Annotated in this window: 24 protein-coding genes; 12 read left to right on the top strand and 12 right to left on the bottom strand. The window is 37.2% G+C overall.

Annotated elements, in window-relative coordinates:
• The first annotated feature begins 75 nt into the window (after positions 1-75).
• Positions 76-324: a ferredoxin gene (locus FH508_RS07745; protein ID WP_173478432.1), complete on the top strand. Its 249-nt coding sequence runs from the start codon at positions 76-78 to the stop codon at positions 322-324.
• Positions 325-532: 208 nt separating this feature from the next.
• Complete coding sequence (locus FH508_RS07740; protein WP_173478431.1) at positions 533-1,315, top strand: enoyl-ACP reductase FabI; 783 nt, start codon at positions 533-535, stop codon at positions 1,313-1,315.
• A gap of 453 nt (positions 1,316-1,768) precedes the next feature.
• Here the strand turns inward: FH508_RS07740 and FH508_RS07735 are convergent, their stop codons facing one another.
• The 4 genes from FH508_RS07735 to FH508_RS07720 all read right to left on the bottom strand — a co-directional run bounded on the left by FH508_RS07735 (position 1,769) and on the right by FH508_RS07720 (position 7,014).
• Positions 1,769-2,527: an ABC transporter ATP-binding protein gene (locus tag FH508_RS07735; protein ID WP_173478430.1), complete on the bottom strand. Its 759-nt coding sequence runs from the start codon at positions 2,525-2,527 to the stop codon at positions 1,769-1,771.
• Between the two features lie 3 nt (positions 2,528-2,530).
• Positions 2,531-4,849 (bottom strand): ABC transporter permease, encoded by a 2,319-nt coding sequence (locus FH508_RS07730; RefSeq protein ID WP_173478429.1) that lies wholly within the window; start codon positions 4,847-4,849, stop codon positions 2,531-2,533.
• Positions 4,850-4,946: 97 nt separating this feature from the next.
• Positions 4,947-5,603 carry a TetR/AcrR family transcriptional regulator gene (locus FH508_RS07725; protein ID WP_173478428.1) on the bottom strand — a complete coding sequence of 219 codons (657 nt, stop codon included), beginning with the start codon at positions 5,601-5,603 and terminating at the stop codon, positions 4,947-4,949.
• A gap of 205 nt (positions 5,604-5,808) precedes the next feature.
• Positions 5,809-7,014 (bottom strand): MFS transporter, encoded by a 1,206-nt coding sequence (locus FH508_RS07720; protein ID WP_173478427.1) that lies wholly within the window; start codon positions 7,012-7,014, stop codon positions 5,809-5,811.
• Positions 7,015-7,316: 302 nt separating this feature from the next.
• Between FH508_RS07720 and FH508_RS24045 the strand changes: the two genes are divergently transcribed.
• Positions 7,317-8,141 carry a methyl-accepting chemotaxis protein gene (locus tag FH508_RS24045; protein WP_173478426.1) on the top strand — a complete coding sequence of 275 codons (825 nt, stop codon included), beginning with the start codon at positions 7,317-7,319 and terminating at the stop codon, positions 8,139-8,141.
• A gap of 25 nt (positions 8,142-8,166) precedes the next feature.
• Complete coding sequence (locus FH508_RS07710; protein WP_173478425.1) at positions 8,167-8,703, top strand: GNAT family N-acetyltransferase; 537 nt, start codon at positions 8,167-8,169, stop codon at positions 8,701-8,703.
• 139 nt (positions 8,704-8,842) lie between these two features.
• Here FH508_RS07710 and FH508_RS07705 read toward each other — a convergent pair whose 3' ends face one another.
• Both FH508_RS07705 and FH508_RS07700 read right to left on the bottom strand, forming a co-directional pair.
• Positions 8,843-10,399: a flotillin lipid rafts scaffold protein FloT gene (locus FH508_RS07705; RefSeq protein ID WP_173478424.1), complete on the bottom strand. Its 1,557-nt coding sequence runs from the start codon at positions 10,397-10,399 to the stop codon at positions 8,843-8,845.
• Positions 10,400-10,414: 15 nt separating this feature from the next.
• Complete coding sequence (locus FH508_RS07700) at positions 10,415-10,945, bottom strand: NfeD family protein (protein WP_173478423.1); 531 nt, start codon at positions 10,943-10,945, stop codon at positions 10,415-10,417.
• A gap of 195 nt (positions 10,946-11,140) precedes the next feature.
• Between FH508_RS07700 and FH508_RS07695 the strand changes: the two genes are divergently transcribed.
• Entirely contained in the window at positions 11,141-11,521 is a 381-nt protein-coding gene (locus FH508_RS07695) for a hypothetical protein (RefSeq protein WP_173478422.1), read from the top strand.
• Positions 11,522-11,618: 97 nt separating this feature from the next.
• Here FH508_RS07695 and FH508_RS07690 read toward each other — a convergent pair whose 3' ends face one another.
• From FH508_RS07690 to FH508_RS07680, 3 genes are all read right to left on the bottom strand, one after another.
• Positions 11,619-12,353 carry a hypothetical protein gene (locus FH508_RS07690; protein ID WP_173478421.1) on the bottom strand — a complete coding sequence of 245 codons (735 nt, stop codon included), beginning with the start codon at positions 12,351-12,353 and terminating at the stop codon, positions 11,619-11,621.
• Between the two features lie 569 nt (positions 12,354-12,922).
• Complete coding sequence (abc-f, locus tag FH508_RS07685; protein ID WP_173478420.1) at positions 12,923-14,722, bottom strand: ribosomal protection-like ABC-F family protein; 1,800 nt, start codon at positions 14,720-14,722, stop codon at positions 12,923-12,925.
• 104 nt (positions 14,723-14,826) lie between these two features.
• Positions 14,827-14,967 (bottom strand): RAxF-45 family protein, encoded by a 141-nt coding sequence (locus FH508_RS07680; RefSeq protein ID WP_173478419.1) that lies wholly within the window; start codon positions 14,965-14,967, stop codon positions 14,827-14,829.
• A 335-nt stretch (positions 14,968-15,302) separates the two neighbouring features.
• On the opposite strand from FH508_RS07680, the gene FH508_RS07675 reads away from it, so the two are divergent.
• Positions 15,303-16,997: a methyl-accepting chemotaxis protein gene (locus FH508_RS07675; protein ID WP_173478418.1), complete on the top strand. Its 1,695-nt coding sequence runs from the start codon at positions 15,303-15,305 to the stop codon at positions 16,995-16,997.
• A 46-nt stretch (positions 16,998-17,043) separates the two neighbouring features.
• Here FH508_RS07675 and FH508_RS07670 read toward each other — a convergent pair whose 3' ends face one another.
• Positions 17,044-18,072, bottom strand: coding sequence for an AbrB family transcriptional regulator (locus FH508_RS07670; protein ID WP_173478417.1), 1,029 nt, complete (start codon positions 18,070-18,072; stop codon positions 17,044-17,046).
• Positions 18,073-18,367: 295 nt separating this feature from the next.
• Here FH508_RS07670 and FH508_RS07665 point away from each other — a divergent pair, with 295 nt between their 5' ends.
• The 6 genes from FH508_RS07665 to FH508_RS07640 all read left to right on the top strand — a co-directional run bounded on the left by FH508_RS07665 (position 18,368) and on the right by FH508_RS07640 (position 22,270).
• Positions 18,368-18,817, top strand: a complete 450-nt coding sequence (locus FH508_RS07665; RefSeq protein WP_173478416.1) for a LytTR family DNA-binding domain-containing protein — start codon at positions 18,368-18,370, stop codon at positions 18,815-18,817.
• 1 nt (position 18,818) lies between these two features.
• The gene (locus FH508_RS07660; RefSeq protein ID WP_173478415.1) at positions 18,819-19,223 is read left to right on the top strand and encodes a DUF3021 domain-containing protein; all 405 of its coding nucleotides are present in this window, start codon (positions 18,819-18,821) and stop codon (positions 19,221-19,223) included.
• Between the two features lie 6 nt (positions 19,224-19,229).
• Entirely contained in the window at positions 19,230-20,150 is a 921-nt protein-coding gene (locus FH508_RS07655; protein WP_173478414.1) for an ABC transporter ATP-binding protein, read from the top strand.
• Complete coding sequence (locus tag FH508_RS07650) at positions 20,150-21,028, top strand: ABC transporter permease (protein ID WP_173478413.1); 879 nt, start codon at positions 20,150-20,152, stop codon at positions 21,026-21,028. The genes FH508_RS07655 and FH508_RS07650 overlap by 1 nt, the downstream gene beginning before the upstream one ends.
• Positions 21,029-21,153: 125 nt before the next feature.
• Positions 21,154-21,909 (top strand): DUF2087 domain-containing protein, encoded by a 756-nt coding sequence (locus FH508_RS07645; protein WP_173478412.1) that lies wholly within the window; start codon positions 21,154-21,156, stop codon positions 21,907-21,909.
• A 16-nt stretch (positions 21,910-21,925) separates the two neighbouring features.
• A complete protein-coding gene (locus FH508_RS07640) occupies positions 21,926-22,270 on the top strand; it encodes a GIY-YIG nuclease family protein (RefSeq protein WP_173478411.1) in 345 nt (114 codons plus the stop codon).
• Positions 22,271-22,483: 213 nt separating this feature from the next.
• On the opposite strand, the gene FH508_RS07635 is transcribed toward FH508_RS07640, so the two are convergent.
• Together FH508_RS07635 and FH508_RS07630 are read right to left on the bottom strand one after the other, a co-directional pair.
• Complete coding sequence (locus FH508_RS07635; protein WP_173478579.1) at positions 22,484-23,299, bottom strand: YitT family protein; 816 nt, start codon at positions 23,297-23,299, stop codon at positions 22,484-22,486.
• Between the two features lie 114 nt (positions 23,300-23,413).
• Positions 23,414-24,715: a M48 family metallopeptidase gene (locus tag FH508_RS07630; protein ID WP_305068716.1), complete on the bottom strand. Its 1,302-nt coding sequence runs from the start codon at positions 24,713-24,715 to the stop codon at positions 23,414-23,416.
• Between the last annotated feature and the right edge of the window lie 5 nt (positions 24,716-24,720).

The raw sequence follows: 24,720 nt of genomic DNA, 5'->3' as shown, positions 1-24,720 counted from the left end.
AGGTTGAAATGTAAGTTAAACATCTTTAAAATGAGTATGAAGCTTTGTAGGACCATCGTAAAAGGAGAGAAAGAAATGGCTAAATACACAATTGTTGATAAAGATACATGCATCGCTTGTGGCGCATGCGGAGCCGCAGCACCCGATATTTATGATTATGATGATGAAGGAATTGCCTTCGTTATTTTAGATGATAACATGGGAACTGCCGAAGTTCCAGAAGATCTACTAGAAGACATGCAAGACGCTTTTGAAGGTTGCCCAACAGATTCTATTAAAGTGGCTGAAGAACCTTTTGATGGCGACTCTTTAAAATTCGAATAGTAAAATCCTTACTAAAAAAGGCATCCTACTTAGGGTGCCTTTTTGTATCGTTTTGTTATCTATACGGTTCAACATTATTTATCAAAGGCAAATACAAATGAAGTTTTATGCTCTTTTCATCTTGTTATTGCAACCATAATTTATGTATGCTAAGATTTTAGTAGTTGGTACTAATAACAGATATTATTTCGTAAAGGGGTTCTTATAAATGATGGACAATTTATTACAATTAAAAGATAAAAACATTGTCGTGATGGGTGTTGCAAACGACCGCAGTATTGCTTGGGGGATTGCAAAACGTTTATTCGACGTAGGCGCTAATGTTATTTTTACATATCGCCAAGAGCGTTCATTAAAAAAATTACAAAAGCAACTTGAAAACTATGGGCAAGCAGATGCATTTGTCGTACAATGTGATGTTAACAGCGATGACAGTACAAAAGCTGCCTTCGATACAATCGGTGCAAAAGTTGGCGTTATCCATGGGATTGTTCACTCTGTCGCATTTGCCAATGCTGAAGACTTACACAATCGCTTTTTAGAAACAACACGTGATGGCTATGCATTCGCGCAAGATACAAGTGCGTATTCACTTATTTCAACTGCAAAAGCAGCACACCCATACATGACAGAAGGTGGCTCTATTGTAACGATGAGTTACTTAGGTGCTGAGCGTGTACTTGATGGCTATAACGTAATGGGTGTTGCCAAAGCTGCATTAGAAGCGTCAATGCGCTATTTAGCTGCTGATATTGGTCAAGACAATATCCGTGTAAATGCTATTTCTGCAGGTGCTATACGTACACTAGCTGCAAAAGGTGTTCCTTCTTTCAATACGATTTTACACAAAATCGAAGAAACTGCGCCGTTAAAACGCAATGTTCAACAAGATGAAGTAGCTGATATGACAATTGTAATGCTATCTCACCTATCACGTGGGGTAACAGGCGAAACAATTTACATTGATGCTGGCTACAATATTATGGGTTAATAAAAGACAAAAAGTGTTGGATTGACGACAATCAATCTAACACTTTTTTGTGTACCATGGATGTCCGCTACGACGAGCGCTTTCCGCGGGCACAACATAAGCCACAACCGTCGCTAACGCGCCGCCTGTTGTGGCTTACGTTTTGTGCTGTTCCCGCAGGAGTCACTCGTCTGCGCTACCATCAACTAGTATACTCTTGTAATTTACTTCTAAAGAGAACAGCCAACGCTTCATTCATTTTATATAATAGAAAAACACCATCATTCTTACAATTTTTTTGCTACATCATAAATGTCTGCTACGACGAGCGCTTTCCGCGGGCACAACATAAGCCACAACCGTCGCTAACGCGCCGCCTGTTGTGGCTTACGTTTTGTGCTGTTCCCGCAGGAGTCACTCGTCTTAGCTACCATCAACTAGTATTTTCTTGTAATTTACTTCTAAAAATAGAAATTATATGCCGATTTTTCGCATTTCCTCTAGAATCTTTTCCATTTTATCTTCAATATTTGTGTCAGTAAGTCGGTTAAAGTGTACCTCATCGATTATTTTTCCGTCACACATAAACAGTATTCGATCTGTCCTTGCTGCAATCTTTGGATCATGTGTTACAAGCAGCACTGCTGTCCCTTCTGCATTAATTTCAGTAATAATGTCCATTATTTCCTGTGCTGATTTTGAATTAAGCGCACCTGTCGGCTCATCACCGAAAATAATTTTAGGATTGCTTATCAGTGCACGGCAAATACCTGCACGTTGAAGCTGTCCTCCCGAAACTTGTGTGATATCACGTTTTTCGAGCTCATCAATTCCAACCTTTTTCATAAGTGCTCTAGCTTTCTTTGTTATCTTGTCTATGCTTTTTCTATTATCTCGCAATGAAGGAAGTAGAATGTTATCTAAAATATTTAAGTTTTTAAGCAAAGTCGGCTGCTGAAAAACAAACCCCATTTTTGTTCTTCGTAAATCGGCAAGTTTCTGTTCACTCAGTAGTGACAAATCCATTCCATCAAACGACACCTTTCCAGTGTCAATGCTATCCATACCACTTAATGCAAACATAAGGGTAGATTTTCCTGAGCCTGATGGACCCATAATAGCAACAAATTCTCCCTCATTTATCGCAACGGATACGCCATTCAGAACATGGTGCTTTTTCGCCCCTTCACCGAATGATTTTACAATATTGTCTCCGAGAATTATTTTCTTCATAAACTACTCCTTTATATTTTCGGATATTTTAATTTTCCCAGCACTCAAAGTACTAATAATCGTTGCAATCAGTACCGAGCATGTCATCAGTAGCGGACAAAATAGGTATGCCGCTAAAGGATTGACCGAAAATGTAAACGACGAAGCACCAAAAGAAGAGATCATTGCACCTGCTAGTAAACTTCCGACCGTATTAGCAAGCAGTGTACCAACAACCATTCCAATCAATAAAATGAATAATGAGCGGGCAATATACTGTGTCGTAATATCTGAATTTGTAAACCCTACCGCTTTCATTACAGCGATAGCGTATCGATCTTTTACTACAAGCATTTTCATAAACAATAACGTAATTAGTACAGTGATAAAGAGTGCAACGGCAATGGCAGCGCGTGAAGCCTTTCCTACTGCATCAATTGTTGAGCCGAAAGTTTGTAAGACGTAATTATTGATATCTGAAACTTTTGCATAGGTAAAGTGATTCGTATACTCTATCATTTTATTTTCGAGCATAGCTTTATCGGAAAATTCTACACTAATAACACTCCACATCATATTGGTAGAATGGTCATTAAAAGTGGCCTTCGCAGTTTTTCCACCGTTTGTAATATCAGAATAGACGCCACTAACCGTAAATTTCCGTTCTTTTCCTGCAATGACGAGTGTCATAATATCACCTACTTTTTTACCTAGCTCAGCGGCATTTAACACAGAAAGTGCAATTTCATGTTGTAAAGCAGGAGCCCTGCCAGTTGAATATTTTATTGGGAAAATTGAGTGGTTACCAAGTTCAATTTTTATATTTCGCTCTGCTCCATTTTCCATTTTTACTTTAAATGTTTTGGTCGACAGAACTGTATGTTTTGTTATAGTTCTATCATTGTTTATGGCATATAAAATTTGTTCTGTTTTTTGAGATATATTATCAGTTTGCTGAATGTCAATACGCATATCGTAGTTTCCAATACCCATATATTTGATGAAGTTATTTGAGGAAATCGTGTTGTAAAGGTTAAGTGGAACAATCATAATAAAAGATGAAATAACAAGCACTGTTAGCATTGTGGCATATAGTCTTTTTCTTGACAGCACATCTTTAATACCAAGAAATATATTTATGTTAATTAGGCGGTTGCTATTCAAGCTAAATCTCTTTGTTCCCATATTTTGTTCTTGCGAAGTACCATAGTGTAGTGCCTCAACAGCAGAAATTTTTCGAAAGCGTTTCAACACTCCGTTTACATAAGCAATAATGGCACAAAAGACAAGCACTACTCCAATTATTCCAAAAAGTGAAGCAAGAGAAGAATTGTTGCTTTCCCCCATATAAAGCCTAATATTTTCAAGAAGTATGTTTTTGAACAAAAATGAACATACAAAACCGATTACACTACCTGCCAATGCAATGGCTGCGTATTTTGCTAAATATATCTTCTTTATATTAGAAACTGGTAATCCAATTGCCTTCATTACACCTATTTCGCGGTAGTCTAATTCGATTTTCGCGAGGAGTGTAAAACGAATGCACATAAAGGCAATGGCAACGACTAGTACACTGACAAGGAGTATAATGCCGATCATCAATCCATCAGTAAGCGCATTAATCATTTTAAATAGTGGATAAGTAATTGTCGGGCCATTTGCTTCAAGTCCAGCGGTTGCATAGGCAGTTTCAAATGCCCCGAGCGTCGATAAATCTTTTAATCTGAACTCGATTAAATATTCCATACGGCCAAAGCCTTTTATGTCCTCGTAATCATTTTTACTAATAAGAAACCGCTTTGAAGAGGAGAGCATCGAATTCATCTGTGAATCTCTTAAAAATCCCGCAACAGTAAATTGTTTCCCACTTATCGCTGCCTTATCACCGATCTTTACGTTGTTTTCTTTCATATAACGGATCGGTACATAAAGTTCACCATCTAACGCATCGATTATATTGCCATCAAGATCCAGAAGATAATCGAATTTCTTACTTTGAATTGTAAAACCATTATCCTGCACATTATTTGCAAACGAACGATCACCTAAAATAATTTGCGAGCCGTCAATATTGAGAAACTCAAGCACTTGATAATCTTGAACGTTATGATTCTGTTTTGCAAAGTCTTCAAGTCGAACTGTATCAATATTACCTACATGCATTTGCATAAAATGAGGGGTTTTCGCCTGCTTCATAAGTGTATCTAACGCCCCCGAAAGATTAACAACAAGTATTGCTGATAATGCAACAAGCATAGCCGCGACCGCAACAAATATCATTGTTGTTAGCGAAATCAGTTTGCTATTTGAAATGTCATTACGGATTATTCTGTAATACATATGTCACCTCTGTTCAAGCTTTTTAACAGATTGAAAAACATAATTCACCAGCTAGCCTTCCTGTCTATGAAAAGGGAATTCCCTAATGAATAGCGAATTAATCTAAAGTCTTCTCACCACCGCTATCTCCTTTTACATTATCGAACATCCTCATCATGTGCATTAGACTTCCACTTTCAACACCTAACAGTCGTTCGACATTAAATAGTAAAGCTTGTATACGCCTGGCAACCTCTGCATTCGTTAAATTGACCATTGCATCATCAAAAACAGTATTGGTATACGCCACAATCATTTCCATACATTCATAAGGATATGGCGTATTAAAAAGTCCTTGCTCAATACCTTCCCGAATAATTCCCGTTAATACTGGCGGAACCTCATTAACTATCACTTTTTGTATTTTTTGATGCATAAGCGCATTTTGCGGTTTATGCATATGCTCTATTACTTCTTTACCATTACCATCACTTATGTTTAATGCCATGACAACGCCGATAATACGCTCATAGACGGAGATATTCTTGTTTGCAGCAATTTCCTTTGCACAATATAAAATTTGCACCGTATAGCGTTCAATCAACGCATCCATAATATCCTCTTTCGATTTAAAGTGATAATATAGCGTCCCCCGTGCAATACCTACTTTTTCTAGAATTTCATTAGTACTTGTGCCATCAAAACCTTTTTGACCGAAAAGCTCATCAGCTACATCCAGTATTTCGTTTCGACGCTCTTCCGCTTCTTTTCTCATTGCCTCCCCCTTACTGACCGACTGTCTGTCTATACCATTTTATGGTACTATATGCTATATTGTCAATGTTATTCTCCAAATCTGTTAAATTTTATGTCATCTAACAAAATAACCGCAACTCTATGAATAGCTTGAGATGCGGTCATTGTTTCTATTATCGTTCATGTGAAAAATAACAAAATTTCTATTAACATAGTTTTTTACTCTACAAGTTGGTAATTAATCGTTGTTTGGCAATGATGCTCTTTAACACAAATGTGAGCACACATGCAATAACTAAAAATACCGTAATCATCGCAATTACGCCTACCCAACCAAAGTGCATCCAAAACACGCCCCCTGCGGTGCCACCCACACTCGAACCAAAATAATAAAAAAATAAATACAGCGATGATGCTTGCGCCTTATCATGAGTGGCACGCCTGCTTACCCATCCACTTGCTATTGAATGGGCTGCAAAAAAACCAAAGGTAAAAACTGTAATACCTACTATTTTTAATAACAGTAGACCTTGTAATGTAATAATTGCACCTGCCAGCATAATAGCAATCGCTAACAATAACATTTTTTGACGTCCAAAACGATCGGCTAAACTGCCAAACCATGCCGAGCTAAATGTCCCTACCAAATAAATAACAAATATCCATCCGACAATGGTAGCACTTAAATTATAAGGTGGTGCCATTAATTTAAATCCAATATAATTGTAAAGTGTCACAAAGCTACCCATTAACACAAAGCTAATGCCAAATAAGCAAAGCATCGACGGATCTTTTAAGTGCTGAATAAGAGACTTTGTTAACGCCTTTATTTGTAATGGACGTGCCGTAAAATGCTTAGAATTCGGTAGCATCCATATAAATAACACACTAATTATTAAACTAATTATCCCAAGTACAATCATACCTACTTGCCAGTTATACAAGTCTGTTAATGTACCGATAATGACACGGCCACTGAGCCCCCCTACAGAATTGCCACTTATGTAAAGCCCCATCGCAATTCCTAAACTTGACGGGGCAATTTCCTCTCCTAAATAAGCCATCGCAATAGCTGGTAACCCTGCAAACACAACACCTTGAATAACGCGCAATACTAATATAGTTTCAAAGTTTGGCGAAAAAGCAAGCGCTATCGTCAAAACTGATGCTGCAAATATAGATATTGTCATTAACGACTTTCTTCCCCACGCTTCAGATAATGAGCCGACAATTATCATACTAATCGACAAAGCCAATGTCGTTACAGATAATGACAAACTTGCTATTGCAGGTGAGACATTAAACTCCTCGGCAAACGTCGGTAGTAGTGGTTGCGATACATATAAGTTCGCGAACGTAATAAACCCAGCTAAAAATAATGCCCAATTTGCTTTGTTAAATGCTTTTGTTCCCTTCTCTATATAGTCCATCTCTATCTCCTTTCGACGACTTGTCCCTTCTATCTATTATTCTAATACAACATTCTCTAAAAAACACTGGAAGGTTGTCAAAATTTAGACAAACTATATGACCTTTTCTTTTAGTTTCCATTATTTTTATTTGACAATATTATTAAAAGCATAAACTAGCATTACTATTGCTTAACAGGAAATCAAAAAATATCTCTTTTCTGTTAAATGAATGTTTTTACTATTTTGAATTAGCCCTTATTGTGCTACAGTGAAGGAATAATCTAGAAATCACTGTTTTTATAAAGACTTGGAGGTATTTCATGAAAATGATTGAAGCTTTAGCTCTATCCGCACACTACATTCACCTTGCATTAAAAGAGGAAGCGATAGTAGCTGTCATAGAGAAGGAAAGTGAAACAGTTGTAAAATATTTAGCAGGCAAACGTGCCGACACTGGTTATGTAGATGGTCAAAAAGTAAATGCAAATGATCAAAATGTATACATCGCCTTTGCTGGAAAAAATGCAGATGTGATCATTCCCGAGGACGTATACGGTGTTGCCATCAATGCTTTTGCCTTTCCGATTCGAGAAAACGGTAAAGTAGTTGGGGCACTAGCCTTTGGATTACCGATAGATAATGAGCTCAAACTGGAACATTATATGAATACAATGGATAATATTGTAAATAGTCTTCAAGATAAAGTACATACAATTGCTTCTCATTCAGAGGAGCTAGCAGCAACGAGTGAGGAAATTAACAAACAGGCACAACACGCCCTGGAGGATTCAGAAAAAACAAATGATGTGACAGATTTAATAAAAAGTATTTCTCGCCAAACGAATTTACTTGGCTTAAATGCATCAATAGAAGCGGCTCGCGCAGGTCAGCATGGAGCTGGTTTTAATATCGTCGCACAGGAAGTTAGAAAACTTTCATTTGAAACGTCTTCTGCAACAGAAAATATCGAAGCTTCTCTTCGCAATATTAATAGAAATCTTGATAATCTAAAGCAAAATATGGGACAAATCAATGATGCAACAAATGAACAGGCCCAACTTGTACAAGATTTTAGTGAAATTATTGAAGAACTAACAACGCTAAGTCAAGAAATGAAGAGCTTTATGCATAATGCTTTAAAATAAATGGTAGAATTGAGGCGGCAATATTATGGAAATAAATATCAATCATGAATTAACGTTACGAACAATCGCTATTGAAGATGCAGAGGCTGTTTTTGCACTAACAAATAATTCAAGGGAAAATTTACGTGAATGGTTGCCATGGTTAGATTTCACCAAAGAGCTTTCCGATACAAAAGGTTATATAGAAGGCTGTATTACTGGCTACGAAGCTAAAACCAGCCTATCTCTTGTTATTATTTTCCGCAATAAAATTGTAGGCATTGCAGGATTTAATACTATTAATAATACAAATAAAATTGCAGTAATTGGCTATTGGCTCGATAAAGATGCGCAAGGCCACGGCATTATGACAACAACGGTTCAAGCTTTAGTACAATACGCATTTGACGAATTACAACTGAACAAAGTGGAAATCCGTGTAGCTGTAGGTAACACAAAAAGCCGCGCAATCCCTGAACGACTTCATTTCACTACTGAAGGAACAATACGCGCTGCAGAGTGGCTATATGATCACTACGTCGACCACGTCCTTTATGGCATGCTTGCGAGCGAGTGGAAATAAACAGCTGAGAGGAACTCGCTTTGCGCTGATAAAACTTGAATAATTGCCACTAGAAGCTCATATTGCGTCACAAATAGCGCCACTTAGCAACAAAAAGCTAGCTAATACATAATAGTATTAGCTAGCTTTTTTCTAATTTTTATTGTTCAACTGCTTCTTTTTGTTTTTCTGCCGTCGCAACAGGCTCTGGCTGTTTCACTAGCTCTGTCGCAATACGCTCAAGCTCTGGTCGCAATGTGTGCTTACCAGCGTAGCTTTCGATTAATTCCTTCACATCAATACCTGATGTTTCTTTTAATGTTTCTTGTAGTGTCGACATTAAGTTCGTTGCATAAGAAGTCACCTTATTGGCACCACTTCCACCTTCACCGCCACCAGTGTCCACAACTGTAATTTTATCAATATTACCAAGTGGGCTAGCAAGCTCTTTCGCATACTCTGGCATCATGCGTACAACCATATCAAGAACAGCTGCTTGACCGTAGTATTCAAAGGCTTCGGCAATTTTACGTTTCGCTTCGGCTTCTGCAAGACCTCGTAGGCGAATAATATCCGCTTCTGTTTCACCTTGTGCACGCTCAGCATCCGCTTTCGCGATACCATCTAAACGAATCTTCTCCGCTTCTGCCTTTGCTAACGACTCAATACGATATTTCTCAGCATCTGCTTGTGCAAGCTCACGCATTTTTTCAGCTTCTGCATTTTGTTCTATAGCATAACGATCAGCGTCTGCCTTTTTCTTCACTTCTGAATCGTATTGCTTTTCACGACGTAAAATTTCTTTTTCTTCTAATTCAATTTGTTTTTGACGTTCGATAATGCGAATTTGCATTTCTTGTTCTGTTACTTCCTGTTTCGCACGTGCCGTTTCTAATTCATACGCTTGGTCTGCACGAGCTTTTGCAACATCTTGCTCACGACGGAATTCCGCCACTTTTAATTGATTTTCTTTCTCGGCTTCAGCAATTTCTGTTGCACGTTCAAGCTCAGCCTTTTGCGCTTCTTTCGATGCTTCTGCACGCTTAATACGCGTTTCTTTATCTGCTTCGGCAGTCGCAATATCTGCATCTCGTTTCACTTGTGCAATCCTTGGCTTACCAAGTGAATCAAGATAACCATTTTTATCGCGTACATCTTTAATTGTAAAGGAAACAATGACAAGACCCATCTTCGCTAAATCTTGTGAAGCTACACGTTGTACTTCTTGCGAGAATTTATCTCGGTTTTTATAAATCTCTTCAACTGTCATAGATCCTAAAATCGAACGTAAATGGCCTTCCAATACTTCCCGTGCTTCCCCTTCACGTTCTGACTTTTGCTTCCCTAAAAACTGCTCAGCAGCTGTAGCGATTTCTGAAATCGAACCACCAATTTTAATAATCGCTGTACCATCTGCCATTACTGGCACGCCCTGCTCTGTATACACTTCAGGTGTTGTAACTTCTAATTTACTTGATAATAAGCTTAATGGTTGCGCTTGCTGGAAGATTGGGAAGACGAATGTACCGCCCCCACGAATAATTTTAATGCGATTTCCTGACTCATCTTTATGTACATTTTTTGAGCCAAGATAGCTACCTGTTACAATCAGTGCTTCATCAGGACCCGCTGTTCGATACTTTGTTACATACAGTGCCACAAGAGCGATTAATATAAATGCTACAATTCCTAGAACTATCAAAATTTCCATTGACATATTAGTATCTCTCCTTTAAATAAATTTTTTTTCATAGGCTCTCACATAAAGAGTGCCTGCCCTCACTTCAACAACAAGGACTGTCGTATCATAATCAATTACCTCATTGTCAAAGCCCACAGCTCGCTTTGCAATCATACCGCTCGTAGTCTCAATAACTACTTCACCAAAGCCATCAGACGGTATTGGTACAATCACCTTCCCTAACTGACCTTCAAGTGATTCTTCTGTATAGGCCAATGAGACATCTGCTGATTTGAGTGGAACGAGAATAAATAAATAAAAAAGGGCACTTAAAATAACTCCTATTACAGCAGCTACACCGATATTCCAAACGCTAGGGAAAAAGGCTAACTTCTCTAAAATAAAACCAGCTGCTGACATCAACGTAATGAAAGATAGAATGACACTTGGATTTAAAATCGGTAGACTTTCTCCTACACCCTCGACGGCATCACCGAAAAACATAAACAAAACGGTTGCCAGTCCCGCGAAAATTAATACCACTAAATAAATTTGCTCCAATGTATAGCCAAATAGCGTCAAGTAGATCACCTCTTTTCAACGTATTACCTACTATACGATTACACTTTGAAAAAAGTTTCAAAATTTTTTAGATTATCTAAATTTTTAAACTAAGCAATTAGTTGTGCAAAATAAGTCATTCATCTGCGTATATTTATTCTTCACTTCAAACCATGTTACAATAGAAAAGATTAAAGGCATCGAAGGAGATATTGCATGAAGCTATCCACCGTTTTAAATGTTTGTATTTTCTTATTTTTCACTTTACTGTTTGTCAATGATTTTTTCCCTGCTACGACGCTAGCTGAGCTGTTGTCGAAGAAAATTATCCTTGTCATATTAATCGTGCTTGTATGTATACAAATGATGACTTCAAAAGGTACATATAAAAAGATATCCAAAAAGGCGTATGCTGGATTAACGCTCTATACAATTGGCCTTTGGATTGTGCTCACATTATTAGGTGGGGAATCAGAAATTGGTCTATCCTATAATAGCCCTATTTTCTACCTTATTGTGATAGTACTTGGCTTTGATTTGCTACGTGTATATCGTCAATGGAAACGTGAAGAAGCAGAAAAAAATAACGTAAAATAAAAGCATGTCAGCCGATTGGATTTTAAACACAATTGGCGACATGCTTTTATCTTTATGCTTATAGATATTTGTCATATCACATTAAACAAATATTCGATTAAGATTCTAATACATTTAATATAGCATCTAGTTCCAGAACAGCGTTATCTAAGCGTTCCTTTGCTTGGATATTTTGTTCCTTCAACTGACTATATTCCAATAAATTTTTTTCATGCTTTAACTTAATAGAAGATAAGCGTTCAATGCGTGCCTCTACCTTGTCAATTGCTTGCTCACAAACTGTAGTCCATAACTTTTCCGATTGCTGCATTTCTGTCGTGGACGGATTGTGTTGGCGCAAAATGCGTGCGTACACCACTTCGATTTGTTCAATTATCTCTGAGTAAAAATGACGTTCTACACGTGTAGTTTGGAATGTTGAATTCTCTACATCTTTAGCATAGGGCGTAATTTGACGAAGTATTTTCCCCGCATTTTCTCCAAAACTATGCGATAAGTTCAATACGTTCATTAATTGCAATAGTAAGCGAATTTCCTCAAGATTAATTAGCTGTGAATCGATATTTTCCTTAACTTTTAGTGATTCCATATATCGTCGACCGAAATGCTCAATTTCACCATTATGTTGTTCAACTAAATGTAAATTTGCATTTTCTTTTAAGCTTTTAATATATCGAATCGCATGACTTCTTAGCTCTTCCATCGAAAGCATGTTGTCATTCCCTTGTTGTGGCTTCCCTCGTTGAACATATGCAAATGCATCCACTTTTCGTGGCCATGTTGCTTCTTGGTTTTTTTCTGAGACATTGTAGCGTATATAAATTCCGTGCATTTCATATCCTCCAAGTCCATTAAACAAGTATCTCTAAAGACAATAAATCGAATACCACATTTTTTCAAGTAATATACTTTTAAGATTCAAAACTTTTTTTACAAATGTTTATTTTTCTTGAATAAATATAGATAATGATTCATATCCCTATAAAAAAATTACCCCTTACCCCTATGCTCTCATCGCTCGTGCCCAAACAGAAGCTGACCGATATGAGGGACTTGCTGTACAATGACATGACGTAAAATCTTTCTATGTGTACATTCTAAGAATCGATGTCTAACAGGTCCATCTTATCACTAATCCGTTCTATAAGGATATCGGTTTTGGGAAGTTTTTGAGTGATCATTCATTTGTCTAATATATTACAAATGGCTTTATTCTTTCATCTTATTAAGTTGAAAGGTTTTCACTTTTTTAGCTCGCATACTCCTCGAAGAATGATGCCTCAAGCACTCGTTTCCCCCACAACGAAAAAAATATGCAAAATAGTGCGGAAACCCTATAATATTCAACCAGTTTTAACATTACAATTGCCTTCTTCGCTTTTTTTTAAACAACAGTAGCATTCATGCATGGTCCGATTCCCCTTGCAGCCACTTCTCGTATAGTGTTTCTAGTTGTTGCTCTAGTTTTTGACGTTGTTCCTTAACGAGAGTCGATTCTGTTAATTTACACTCTAGTTTTTCAATTTGTTCTTCGATTGAGAGATCTTTATGACTTTGTACAATCGACTTTGTGGTTTTCTCTACAGTTGGAACTTGTTCTACAAGTATATGTTTTGTCTTCGCCCATTCATAATCGCCTTCATATACATGAATCGTATTACGGTCAATCCATGCAATTTTTGTAAAGATTTTTTGTAAGAAATAACGGTCATGGGATACACCAATTATTGTCCCTTCAAAAGATTCGAGTGTTTCTTCTAATACTTCTCTTGCCTCAATATCTAAATGGTTTGTCGGTTCATCTAATATGAGTAAATTAATCTCTTCGTGCATTAGTTGCGCTAGACGTAGACGCATCTTTTCTCCACCACTTAAGTCCTTCACTTTCTTAAAAACGTCATATCCATAAAATAAAAATTGTGCAAGCAAATGACGTGCTTCTGCCTCAGATACTGCTACAGACTCTCGAAAGGCATCAATTAAACGAGTTGTTGGGTTTTGATGTTCGAATTGTTGCGACAAATAACCAATTGTTACACTATTACCTACTTTACAAGTCCCTTCATTGGGTACAATTTCTCCTAATATTATTTTTAACAATGTTGATTTACCACTTCCGTTATTGCCCACAATCGCCAAACGTTCGCCAAAATAGACCGATAATTGACTGTCTTGTAATAATGGCTTGTCAAAAGCATGACTTAACGCTTGCATTTGTACGACTTCCTTGCCACTACGTTCAGCCATCGTTAAAGCTAAATTCATTTTCTTTTTCGTGATTGGCTTTTTAACACGTGCTATGCGGTTTAATGCCTTTTCCATACTTTTAGCACGACGAAACAATGCAGCATTCGGTGGATTCGCTTCATTTGCCCACTGTCTTAAACGTTTAATCGCCTCTTGCATTTTTTTTATTTTCTTTTGCTGTTCTTCATATTCAGCAAATTGCTGTTCAACTTTTGCTTCTTTTTGCGCAATAAAATCATCATAATTTCCCTTGTACGTAAATGCTTCTCCATCCTCAATTTCGATAATTTTTTGCGCCATTTGATTCATAAACTGACGATCGTGCGATACAGTTATGACTATGCCATCAAAATATCGAATATAATCTTCAAGCCACTCTATTGCCTGCATATCTAAATGATTAGTCGGTTCATCTAATAATAAAATAGACGGGTTACTTAGTAGAATTTGACCTAGCATGACCTTTGTTTTTTCCCCTCCGCTTATACTTGCAAAGGGTAATGGAAGTAATGGCGTAATGCCAAGTCCATTTGCAATGGTCGCTAGTTGAGCATCCATTTCATAGCCTCCCAGCAGCAAAAATTGTTCTTGAACATGCCCATATTGTTGTAAAACTTTGTCCGAAACGTTTATTTGCATTTCCAGTTCCAATGTGTCCATTTTTGCTTTTAACGCAAATAGTTCAGCAAATGCTTGTTCCAGCACTTCTTTTACTGTAAGTAAAGGGTAATTCGGAATTTGATGTAAGTAGCCAATTTTTGTTCCCTTACTTTTAATAATACGACCACTATCTGGCACATCTATACCCGCTAATAAGTGCAGTAAGGTTGTTTTACCACTACCATTTACACCGACAATCGCTACATGTTCCCCTTTATTAACTTCCAGTTGAAGCCCTTCGAATAATATATTTCCACCAATTACCTTTTGAATTTGTTCAGCCTTTATTTGCATTGTTTTTTCCTCCATAAAACGTGCGAAAAAACATCTTTAGACAACAAAAAAGACCGCTCGATTAACAAGCAGTCTTTTCCTTCATTATTTGTGAAAAAGAATGGCTAATCCGCTACGTATAATATTTGATTTTGCTTAAAAATAGACAGACCTATCCCGTTGTTGGCAAAATCGAAAGTTTGAACACGTGCAAAATACATAGCAGTATCCACCTTTACACCTGTTCTCGTAGCGTTTAAATTCATTCCTTTTCACCTCCGTTCTTATAATTAGAGACATCATACCATATTTCATAGAATTTGGGAATGTATAATTTACTCCAATTGTTGGAGTAGGAAGAGATTTTTCAAATAGGTCATTCGAATACAAAAAAGAACTTGAACATCAACTCTTTTAGTAAAAATTCCTTAAAAAGTGCTACTTAAAATTCACTAATTATATTTAATTTAGAAATATACAAAAAGCGTCAGTAATTATATACTAATAAAAATAGAAATGTTTTCCTTAAACATATACAAAACAGCAAGTATTTTACAATCACTTGCTGTCTATTTATGTGGATTAAAATGTGGAGGGATCTATGAAAAACTTACGTATGCAAACGAAAATGAGCTTGCTAATTGTGACGATTATTTTATTTGTTTTAATTGCTGTTGGAATTGTAAATATTAGTGAAATGAAAACAACCCTTGAATCAGAAAATAATACACGTCTTACTCAAATTTACGATTTAAGCGTCTACAATTTGGAACAAACCTTACCAGGTGAATGGCATTTGGAAAATGGAGAACTTTACAAAGGAGACGCAAAAATAGCCGACGAAACTGCATTAATCGATAAATTAGGAGAGTTATCCGAAGCAGCTATTACCATTTTTGCGAATGATACACGGGTTAATACAAATATTATGGTAGATGGGCAGCGAGCAATCGGCACAACTGCTGATCCGAAAGTAACAGATGCTGTTATTACCGAAGGAAACATATATAGTGGAACAGCTGACGTAGTCGGAAAACCTTATTTCACACAATATGGACCGATAAAAAATGCTAATGGAGAAACTATTGGTATGATTTTCGCTGGAGTTCCCTCCTCCGAAATTAATGCGGTAGCACAAAAAATGATTATCAAAATGGGGATAGTTGCCTTTCTAGCTGCCATTATTGCTGTAATTGCAGGAACATTACTTGTGCGCAATATTGTAAAACCTTTAAAACGCTTGAATACCCAGCTTGAAACTATCTCTGCTGGTGAAGGAGATTTAACACAACAACTCGTTGTAAACACAAAAGACGAAATTGGCGATCTTGCAAAATCTTTCAATGCCATGCTTGAAACGCTACGAAAAATGATGAAACAAGTAGATGAAACAGCCAATCAAGTTTCTGCTTCATCCGCTGAGCTTTCTGCTACAGCAGGCTCTACAACAAGAACGACTGAACAACTAACAGCTAATATGCAAGAATTGGCAAGTGGCGCAAGTACGCAAAAACAAAGTGCCAATGAAAATGCTGAAGCGATGCATGATATTGCTGGAGGTATTCAACATGTAACAGAAACCAATATGGAAGTTTCATCGCATGCGACAGAAGCTTTTGATACGGCGAAACATGGTGAGAAAACGGCACAAGCTATGCAAGCACAAATGCAGGCTATGACAGAAGCGGTGTTAGAAAGTGCTAAGTCAATCGTTGCCCTTGATGCACATGCAAATACTATTGGTAATATTGTCGAGGTCATCCATGCAATAGCTGACCAAACAAACTTACTTGCTTTAAATGCATCCATTGAAGCTGCACGTGCAGGCGAACATGGTAAGGGCTTTGCCGTTGTAGCGGAGGAAGTTCGTAAATTAGCTGAGCAATCTAAAACATCTGCTGCGCAAATTACCGAGACCATCCATACGATGCAGCAGCTAGCTCAAGAAGCGAGTGCGCATATGGAACAAAGCGAAAAGGAAGCCGCATCAAGCGTAGATATTGTTCGTACAACAAATCTTGCCTTTGAAAGCATTACAACTAAAGTGGCTGTTGTCACTAATAAAATTCAAGAAGTTTCAGGCATTGCGGAAGAGTTATATGCTCGTATTGAACAGGCCAATGCATCTACTCAAATTATGGCAGAAATAGCTGTCGATGCACGGGAGCAGTCAAAAGTCGTTTCACAGATTGCTGAAACAAACCTCTACTCGATGGAGGATATTAATAACGCGGCAACAACCCTTACTAAAAATGCAGAAACGCTGCAAAATTTAATTCATCAGTTCAAATATTAAGGAACGCAAGATTGTTCATCGGTAAATCCGTATGAGCAATCTTTTTTTACGTCTTCGCTTTTTTCACAAATATTTTCACTAATGGTACGAGGAAAATGGACACAATCAAAACACGGAATAGCTGAAATGCTGTCACAATGGTCACATTTGCATGAACAGAAGCAGCTATAATTCCCATCTGATCTAGCCCTCCTGGTACGATACTTAAAAAGCCTGTGCGAAAATCAAGCTCGTACAAATTTTTCATAATGAAGGATAATGCATATGCAGCGCCAATAAAAAGCCCCGCTGAAATAAAAGCGTAAAATACATGTTTCTTTGATAAATGCAAATCTTCTTTTTTTAGTAGCAGGCCGATATAAATACCAATTACGAGCTGTGCGAGATGAAGAAATGATATGGGCATTTTAGGCACTTCAAGCCCTGTAATATTTAAGCCCATTAATAAAAAAACGGGACCTAGCATGTAACCAGTTGGAATTCTCACCTTTTGGGCAAGCCACCCTGCCACTGCACAAATAAGTAGTAAAATGAATAATGGCAATGAGAGCGTTCCATCCACAGTAACGATATTTTCTCCAGTGCCTGTCACCATTAATGGAACGAAGCCAACAATTAGCAATACTCGTAATACCTGATAAAACGTAATGACAGCCATATTCATATTTCCCTGCTCCTCGGCAAAGGCAACAATTTGTGTCATTCCTCCTGGGACACAACACGTTAGTGCCGTAGGAAAATCTAATTCCGTACGTTTTGCTACTAAAAAACTGATAGCAAAAAATAACAAAATAAAGATTAAGTTAAGAACAATGATACTGCCTAAAAACTGTTGAATATCCTGTACTGCCTCTATAGTGAAAGCAAACCCAATGGAGTATCCCGCCACAATTAGCCCAACATTTCGGAAATATTTATGCCATTGCAATTGTATCTTTGTAAATAGCTGTACGCATAGAACAGCTGTGATTGCGCCCAGCAACCATGGCATCGGAATATGTAAAAATTGAAATAACAGCGCTCCTAATAACCCAATACATAGTGTTAAGAACATCTGCTTATAAAATGTCAACATTGCTAGCAACCCCTCAAGAATGATAGTTCTATTATGACCTCAACCGAGCCAATTTGCTACCCTCCCCCCTTCCATACCGAGTGCCTGACACCAAAACGATTATGAATTTTCAGGCATTTTAAAAACAGCAGTTATTATACAAAACTAACCTGTTAATCATTAATTTTAACCTCTTATCAAACAATTTAACGTAACTAAAAATTTCTATGCTACATTAATATTAACCTGATTCAGTAAATAAATGCCTTTTCCTTTTAGGGAGTTGAGGTAATACGATTACCAAAGGAGGCCTCCAATGAAAATTCATTTAATGATTAATAGCGCGCTAGAAGAAACAGAAATCCATATACATGCAAAGGAGTACAACGAAAACATTGAAAAATTAATGAAGCAGTTGCAAGCAGCCCAAACAACAATGCTAGACGGCTATTTACAGCAAGAAATTCATTTACTAAAAATTACAGATATTTATTCCATCTATGCTGAAGGCGCTAAAGTCTTTTTACAAACAGAGGAGCAAGAATTTGAATCAAAACGCAAATTATATGAGCTCGAAGCGCAACTAGCAAAAGATTTTGCACGTGTGAGTAAATCGACCCTTGTCAACATTAATAAAATTGCTTCTATTCAGATGGGCAAAATCGGCTCAACGGAATTACTGTTAGACAATGATGTGTCGATTCATGTTAGTCGGAAGTATTTAAAAGACTTAAAACGGCAATTAGGTATTGGGAGGGAATTTTAATATGAAAATATTACGCATGATGATTATTGGTCTACTGTTTTCACTTAGCTCATCCTATATTTTAGTGACGTTAAGTATCGTTTCTAATCATGCAATGGTGACAGGACCTGAATTACTCGAGCAAGTAATCATTGCAACCATACTTGGGATTGTAATTGGTACGCTCTCCCTTATCTTTGAAATAGAGCGTTTATTATTTTCTGTCCAGCTAGTCGTGCATTTTATTGCCGTTACGCTGTGCGTGATGATAGCAGGCTATTTTGGTCGTTGGTTCGAACATGGCGGTATTATGTACGTGCTCGTTTCAGAGCTTATTATTTACTTCATTGTCTGGTGCGTTTTATATATATTACAAAAAAGCGAAATTGAAGAAATCAATCATGTAATCCAAAAAAGAAAGGAATAGACAAATATGACGTTTGCGATTCAAGTCGAACATTTACAAAAGCATTATGGCGAACATTTAGCGGTCAAAGGCATTTCCTTTAAGGTAGAACAAGGCTCGCTCTTTGCTTTTTTAGGTGCCAATGGTGCTGGTAAATCGACCACAATTGAAATTTTATGTACATTATTACAAAAATCAAGTGGAACTGTAACGATTAACGGTTATACGCTCGATGAAAAATCTATGAATGGGGAAATTCGTAAATCAATCGGCGTCGTCTTTCAGCAAAGTCTACTAGATGAACGGTTAACGGTACGTGAAAATATTATCCACCGCGGCAAAACATATGGTTTATCGAGAGCACAGCTTGCAGAAAACTATCGATTTGTCTCGACCTATTTACATTTAGAAGATATTGAACAGCAAAAATATGGCACATTGTCTGGAGGCCAAAAAAGACGTGCAGATATCGCTCGAGCACTTATTCATCGACCGAAAATCTTATTTTTAGATGAACCTACAACTGGGCTTGATCCACAAACACGCCAATTCGTTTGGCAAACGATCAAACAACTACAGGAAGAAACAAATATGACGGTGTTTCTAACAACACACTATATGGAAGAAGCTGCCGTTGCGCATCAGGTCATCGTATTAAAACAAGGTCGCATTGTCGCTGAAGGAACACCCGATTTCTTAAAAACACAATATGCCTATGACCAGATGGCACTTGTATTTCATGATCGTTCGATGGGGTTAAAGTGGCTGAAGGACAACACATTACATTTCACCGAAAATCAAGGTATTTTCTCAGTTCGACTGGACTCTACTATGCATGCACTTTCCCTTTTAAAAAGTGCCGAACCCTTTTTAGCCTCGTTTGAAGTTATTAAAGGATCGATGGACGATGTTTTTCTTCATATTATGGCACAAGGAGATGCGATTTAATGGAAGCAATGATTAGCTTAATTCAACGTAATAACAAGGTATTTAGGAGAGATAAAACACAAGTCTTTTTCTCCCTCCTTTCCGTAATCATCGTCATCGTTCTTTATGCGGTGTTTCTTCAAAAAATGCAAGTGGACGCTATTGAGCAAATGACAGTGGCAACACCAGAATTAATCGCAATGGTCAATGAATGGCTTGTGGCAGGTTTATTATCCATGATGGCTGTCACTACCACACTAGCCGCATTTGCTATTGCCGTTCGTGATAGTGAATCCAAGGCGACAGCAGATTTTTTAACTGCCCCTATTTCCCGCGCAACAATTCAGATGAGCTATGTTATGAATGCATTTATTATTGGCTGTATCTTCTCACTCATTGCCCTTGTAGGCTGTGAAATTTTCTTGGTGGCCACTGGCGGTCATCTACTTAGCTTTGGCTCCCTAATTACAGTGATAGGTATACTATTATTGTCTGTGTTATTGGCGAGCGTATTTAATGTTTTTCTCGTACTATTTGTAAGTACTCAAAACGCTTTTTCAACACTGAGTACAATCGTCGGTACGGTATTAGGCTTTTTATGTGGTGTATATGTACCTGTCGGTGTTCTACCAAACTTTGCCCAACAGCTTATTATGTATTTCCCTATTAGTCATACGACACTTTTATTACGTAATGCGTTTATGGATAGCTCAATAACAAAAGTTTTTGACGGTGTTCCTGCTGCACAGGTGGAAAGCTATAAGCTGAACTATGGTATTGTTTATGAGCTCAATGGGCATTCTCTTAACCTATCAACAAGTTATATAGTGATTCTAATAACAATTTTCGTACTTGCTATTTTATCAATTATGATTTTCAAAAAGAAAAATCATGAATAGTCATTTTATACACATCGCCAGCAAACGCGATGTGTTTTTTATTGCTTTTTACCAAACACTTTGTTATTTTAAATATAAATAAACAAACAAAATAAATAATAGTTTGTTTTTCAGGAGGTTTCACAATGGATGTAAATCAATTATTTTGGCAGGCTTCGATCGAGGACATAACACATGGCTATACAAATGAAGCTACACACTACACTTGCCTTCTTTGTGGGGAAAAAATCGAAAAGGGCATTATTTATCCACATGAAGATGTCCTATATGAAGCAGAAAAATTTATGCAGCATCATATTACTGCTACACACCAATCAGTTTTTCATTACTTAAATGGCTTAAATAAAAAAATGACAGGTTTAACAGAACATCAGAGTCATATTTTGCGCCTTTTTTATGAGGGTAAAACGGATCAGGAAATTAAAGAGGAGCTAGAAATTGGCAGCGCAACGACTATTCGACATCATCGTTTTGCCTTAAAAGAAAAAGAGCGTCAAGCTAAAACATTCCTTGCCATGATGGAGCTTTTAAAACAACAAGATCAAAAGGAAGATTCTTTTGTACCGATTCACAAAACGGCTACGATGGTCGACGATCGCTATAACATCACCCTTACGGAAGAACAACAGCTGCTTGCAAAATACTTCCCGAATGGCATCGGTCAAGAGCTCGTCCGCTTCCCAAAACGAGAAAAGCATAAAATCGTTGTACTACGTGCGATTACAACGCTTCTTGATGAGTCAAAACAGTATACAGAAAAAGAGCTTAATGCAATTATTCAACCAATATATGAGGACTATGTACAAATTCGTCGCTATTTAATTCAATACGGTTTTATGGATCGTGTAGACGATGGCAGTGCTTACTGGGTAAAAAAATAAGAAAGTAGGGTTAACAATGGACCACAAAAAAGAATTAAAAGAAATGTATAAAGAAATGAAAATTGAAGCAGGAGTTTTTACAATGACAAACAAACAAAATGGTAAAGTGTTTGTCGGGAGCTTCAATAACTTAAAACGATTAAACGGATTTCAATTTATGTTAAAAACAAATACTTATACGAATAAAGCGCTACAGGCTGACTACAATACATTTGGCAAAGATGCTTTTCAGCTCGAGGTCGTGGAGTATTTGAAGGAAAAAGAAGAAGGCTATTTTGACGCAAAAAAAGAACTTGAAAAGCTAGAAGAAAAGTGGCTTGAAGAGCTTCAGCCTTATGGGGAGCATGGCTATAATTCTTAACTAAATTGTTTGAGTGACTGGCACGATGTAAGCCGCAACCCTCGCTATCGCGTGACCTGTTGTGGCTTACATTGCGTGCTTTCTCACACCATACTAAAAAATTCAGAATTGTTTGGGTGACTGGCACGCTAAGATTAGTATAATCAAAACGTGTGCTAGTAAAATACATTTTCTTAAAGTAACGATAGTGTAGATAAGCACCAAAACATATCATTATTTCGATCCACGATCAAAAACCCCTATTACTTCAGTCGTTTGCAAAATGTTTACAAATGCCTTGGCATCTACTTCTTTTATTAAACTTTTCACTTCCGCAAGCTGGTAACGTGTAATAACGGTAATGAGTACTTTTCGTCCTTCACCTGAATACCCACCTTTGGCATCCATCATCGTTATGCCCCGTTGTAATCTCGTTAATAGTTGTTGTTTTACATCCTCACCATTGCTCGTAATAATCATAAGCGTTAGTTTAATATTACTTGTATGGATTGTATCGACAACCTTCCCTGTTGCGTAGATTGAAACGAGCGTCAGCAAGGCTGCATCCCAACTAAATACAAATCCTGATATTGCCACTACAATACCATTCATTGCTGAAATCAGTGCACCTAGTGGAAAATCTCTTTTACGGCTTAAAAGCATCGCTATAATATCAAAGCCACCTGAGGAACCCGATGCGCGAAAAACGAGACCGACACATAGGCCGACAATAACCCCACCAAATAAAGATGCTAATATCGGTTCCTCTGTTGCCTTATAAATTGGAATGATTAACAAAGAGATAGACATTACCGCAACAGATAGGATTGTATAAGCAATAAAGCGTTTCCCCAGCTTCATCACACCTAAAATTAGCAACGGTAAATTTAATAAAAGGTTTAATATACCTGTATTCAAAGGCGTCACAATACCAAGCATAATGGCAATCCCACTTAATCCGCCACTTAAAATCTCATGCGGTATTAATAAAAAATTATATGCAAATGCCATTAATATCGAAGCAAGCGTGATAATCACAATATTGCGCATGAATTCCCCTACCATTCTACAACGAACAATTTTGATAATCTTCTCTTTAGAATACCCAACTTATTCGCCCTAAAAACCTAAACCTTTATGAATTGTAGTAACTTACTACACATTCTATTTACCTTTTTTCTGTTCTTCCTTTAGTGGCTTTTCATTTTTCGGTTCTTCTGTTTCCGCCACTTTCATAATTCGATCAAGCATCGTCGGATGTGTATAGCGGAACCATTTAACAAGAAGCGGCGGATTAACTTCACTCAACCCTGAGATTGTAAGTTTTTGGAATGCAGTTACCGCTGCCGTACGATCATTCATTAAAGATATAGCATACTGATCCGCTCTCGTTTCCTGATATCTAGATATATAATTAGATAAAGGGCTTGATGCAAATAATAAAAAGGATGTGATTAGTAAAAATAGTGGCAAGGAATGAATGTCGCTCATTTTCGTAATTTTTATTGCATGTCCGTACCGAGCAATCGCCCACCTCATAGTCTTTGCTGTTATCCAAAGCCCCACTAAGGTCAACAATAAATAACCTGCAATGCCAAAGTAAATATGTTTCTCAACATAATGTCCCATTTCATGCGCCATGATAAATAAAATTTCATTATCTGTTAAGCGATTTAATGTCGTATCCCATAGTACAATTCTTGAATTACTACCGATACCTGTTACATAGGCATTTAGAGCATTGGTCTTTTGCGCCATATTAACTTCATAAACATGTTCTGCTGGAATATCGGCTTGATCAGCGATTGCTAAAATTTTTGTTTCAAGCTCTTTATTTTTTAACGGATAAAAATCATTGTATAGAGGATCAATGACAACTGGCTGAAGAAACATGATAAAAATCGTAAATGGTATTGTTAATAGCCATGCGTATAGCCACCATCTCTTAGCGCTCTTTTTAATCAACCAATAAATAACTGATACGACAATAAAGGTCATGCCAAAATTGACCCAAAAATCAACAACTCCATCTCGCATCCATGAAGTAAATGCTTGTGTACTTATCCCATAGCTTTTACTTAAATTGTAGCGATAGTATTCAATTGGGAAAAGAACGACATAAAGCAAAAATGATAACAAAAATAAATAAGCAGCATTTTGCAGCAGTTTCCATTTTGTTTGTGAGGTAGCCACTTTTTCAAAATAACGAGAAACTCCCATTAACAAAATGACGATATAAACGAGCCATTCAAACGGTGTTACTACGAAAAATAGGAAATTTCGTATTTTAGAGTATTCACCACTTAAGTTTAGCTCTTTTTCAGACATAAACATGACTGGGTCCGCTGCTGTTCCTTGAAACGCCCGCGGAATCGTGCCGCCACCACTATGGAAAATATACCAGTACATGCAAAGAACATACACACCAAATAAGAATAGCGCAATAATTCCCATTTTTTTCGCTATGTTAT

The sequence above is a fragment of the Lysinibacillus sp. CD3-6 genome (assembly GCF_006351725.2).
Lineage (GTDB): Bacteria > Bacillota > Bacilli > Bacillales_A > Planococcaceae > Lysinibacillus.
This window is presented reverse-complemented; position numbering and strand designations above follow the sequence as displayed.

Coding starts and splice junctions, on each gene's coding strand:
- FH508_RS07745 (WP_173478432.1), top strand. CDS start 76: ATGGCTAAATACACAATTGTTGATAAAGATACATGCATCGCTTGTGGC.
- FH508_RS07740 (WP_173478431.1), top strand. CDS start 533: ATGATGGACAATTTATTACAATTAAAAGATAAAAACATTGTCGTGATG.
- FH508_RS07735 (WP_173478430.1), bottom strand. CDS start 2,527: ATGAAGAAAATAATTCTCGGAGACAATATTGTAAAATCATTCGGTGAA.
- FH508_RS07730 (WP_173478429.1), bottom strand. CDS start 4,849: ATGTATTACAGAATAATCCGTAATGACATTTCAAATAGCAAACTGATT.
- FH508_RS07725 (WP_173478428.1), bottom strand. CDS start 5,603: ATGAGAAAAGAAGCGGAAGAGCGTCGAAACGAAATACTGGATGTAGCT.
- FH508_RS07720 (WP_173478427.1), bottom strand. CDS start 7,014: ATGGACTATATAGAGAAGGGAACAAAAGCATTTAACAAAGCAAATTGG.
- FH508_RS24045 (WP_173478426.1), top strand. CDS start 7,317: ATGAAAATGATTGAAGCTTTAGCTCTATCCGCACACTACATTCACCTT.
- FH508_RS07710 (WP_173478425.1), top strand. CDS start 8,167: ATGGAAATAAATATCAATCATGAATTAACGTTACGAACAATCGCTATT.
- FH508_RS07705 (WP_173478424.1), bottom strand. CDS start 10,399: ATGTCAATGGAAATTTTGATAGTTCTAGGAATTGTAGCATTTATATTA.
- FH508_RS07695 (WP_173478422.1), top strand. CDS start 11,141: ATGAAGCTATCCACCGTTTTAAATGTTTGTATTTTCTTATTTTTCACT.
- FH508_RS07690 (WP_173478421.1), bottom strand. CDS start 12,353: ATGCACGGAATTTATATACGCTACAATGTCTCAGAAAAAAACCAAGAA.
- abc-f (WP_173478420.1), bottom strand. CDS start 14,722: ATGCAAATAAAGGCTGAACAAATTCAAAAGGTAATTGGTGGAAATATA.
- FH508_RS07680 (WP_173478419.1), bottom strand. CDS start 14,967: ATGAATTTAAACGCTACGAGAACAGGTGTAAAGGTGGATACTGCTATG.
- FH508_RS07675 (WP_173478418.1), top strand. CDS start 15,303: ATGAAAAACTTACGTATGCAAACGAAAATGAGCTTGCTAATTGTGACG.
- FH508_RS07670 (WP_173478417.1), bottom strand. CDS start 18,072: ATGTTGACATTTTATAAGCAGATGTTCTTAACACTATGTATTGGGTTA.
- FH508_RS07665 (WP_173478416.1), top strand. CDS start 18,368: ATGAAAATTCATTTAATGATTAATAGCGCGCTAGAAGAAACAGAAATC.
- FH508_RS07660 (WP_173478415.1), top strand. CDS start 18,819: ATGAAAATATTACGCATGATGATTATTGGTCTACTGTTTTCACTTAGC.
- FH508_RS07655 (WP_173478414.1), top strand. CDS start 19,230: ATGACGTTTGCGATTCAAGTCGAACATTTACAAAAGCATTATGGCGAA.
- FH508_RS07650 (WP_173478413.1), top strand. CDS start 20,150: ATGGAAGCAATGATTAGCTTAATTCAACGTAATAACAAGGTATTTAGG.
- FH508_RS07645 (WP_173478412.1), top strand. CDS start 21,154: ATGGATGTAAATCAATTATTTTGGCAGGCTTCGATCGAGGACATAACA.
- FH508_RS07640 (WP_173478411.1), top strand. CDS start 21,926: ATGGACCACAAAAAAGAATTAAAAGAAATGTATAAAGAAATGAAAATT.
- FH508_RS07635 (WP_173478579.1), bottom strand. CDS start 23,299: ATGCGCAATATTGTGATTATCACGCTTGCTTCGATATTAATGGCATTT.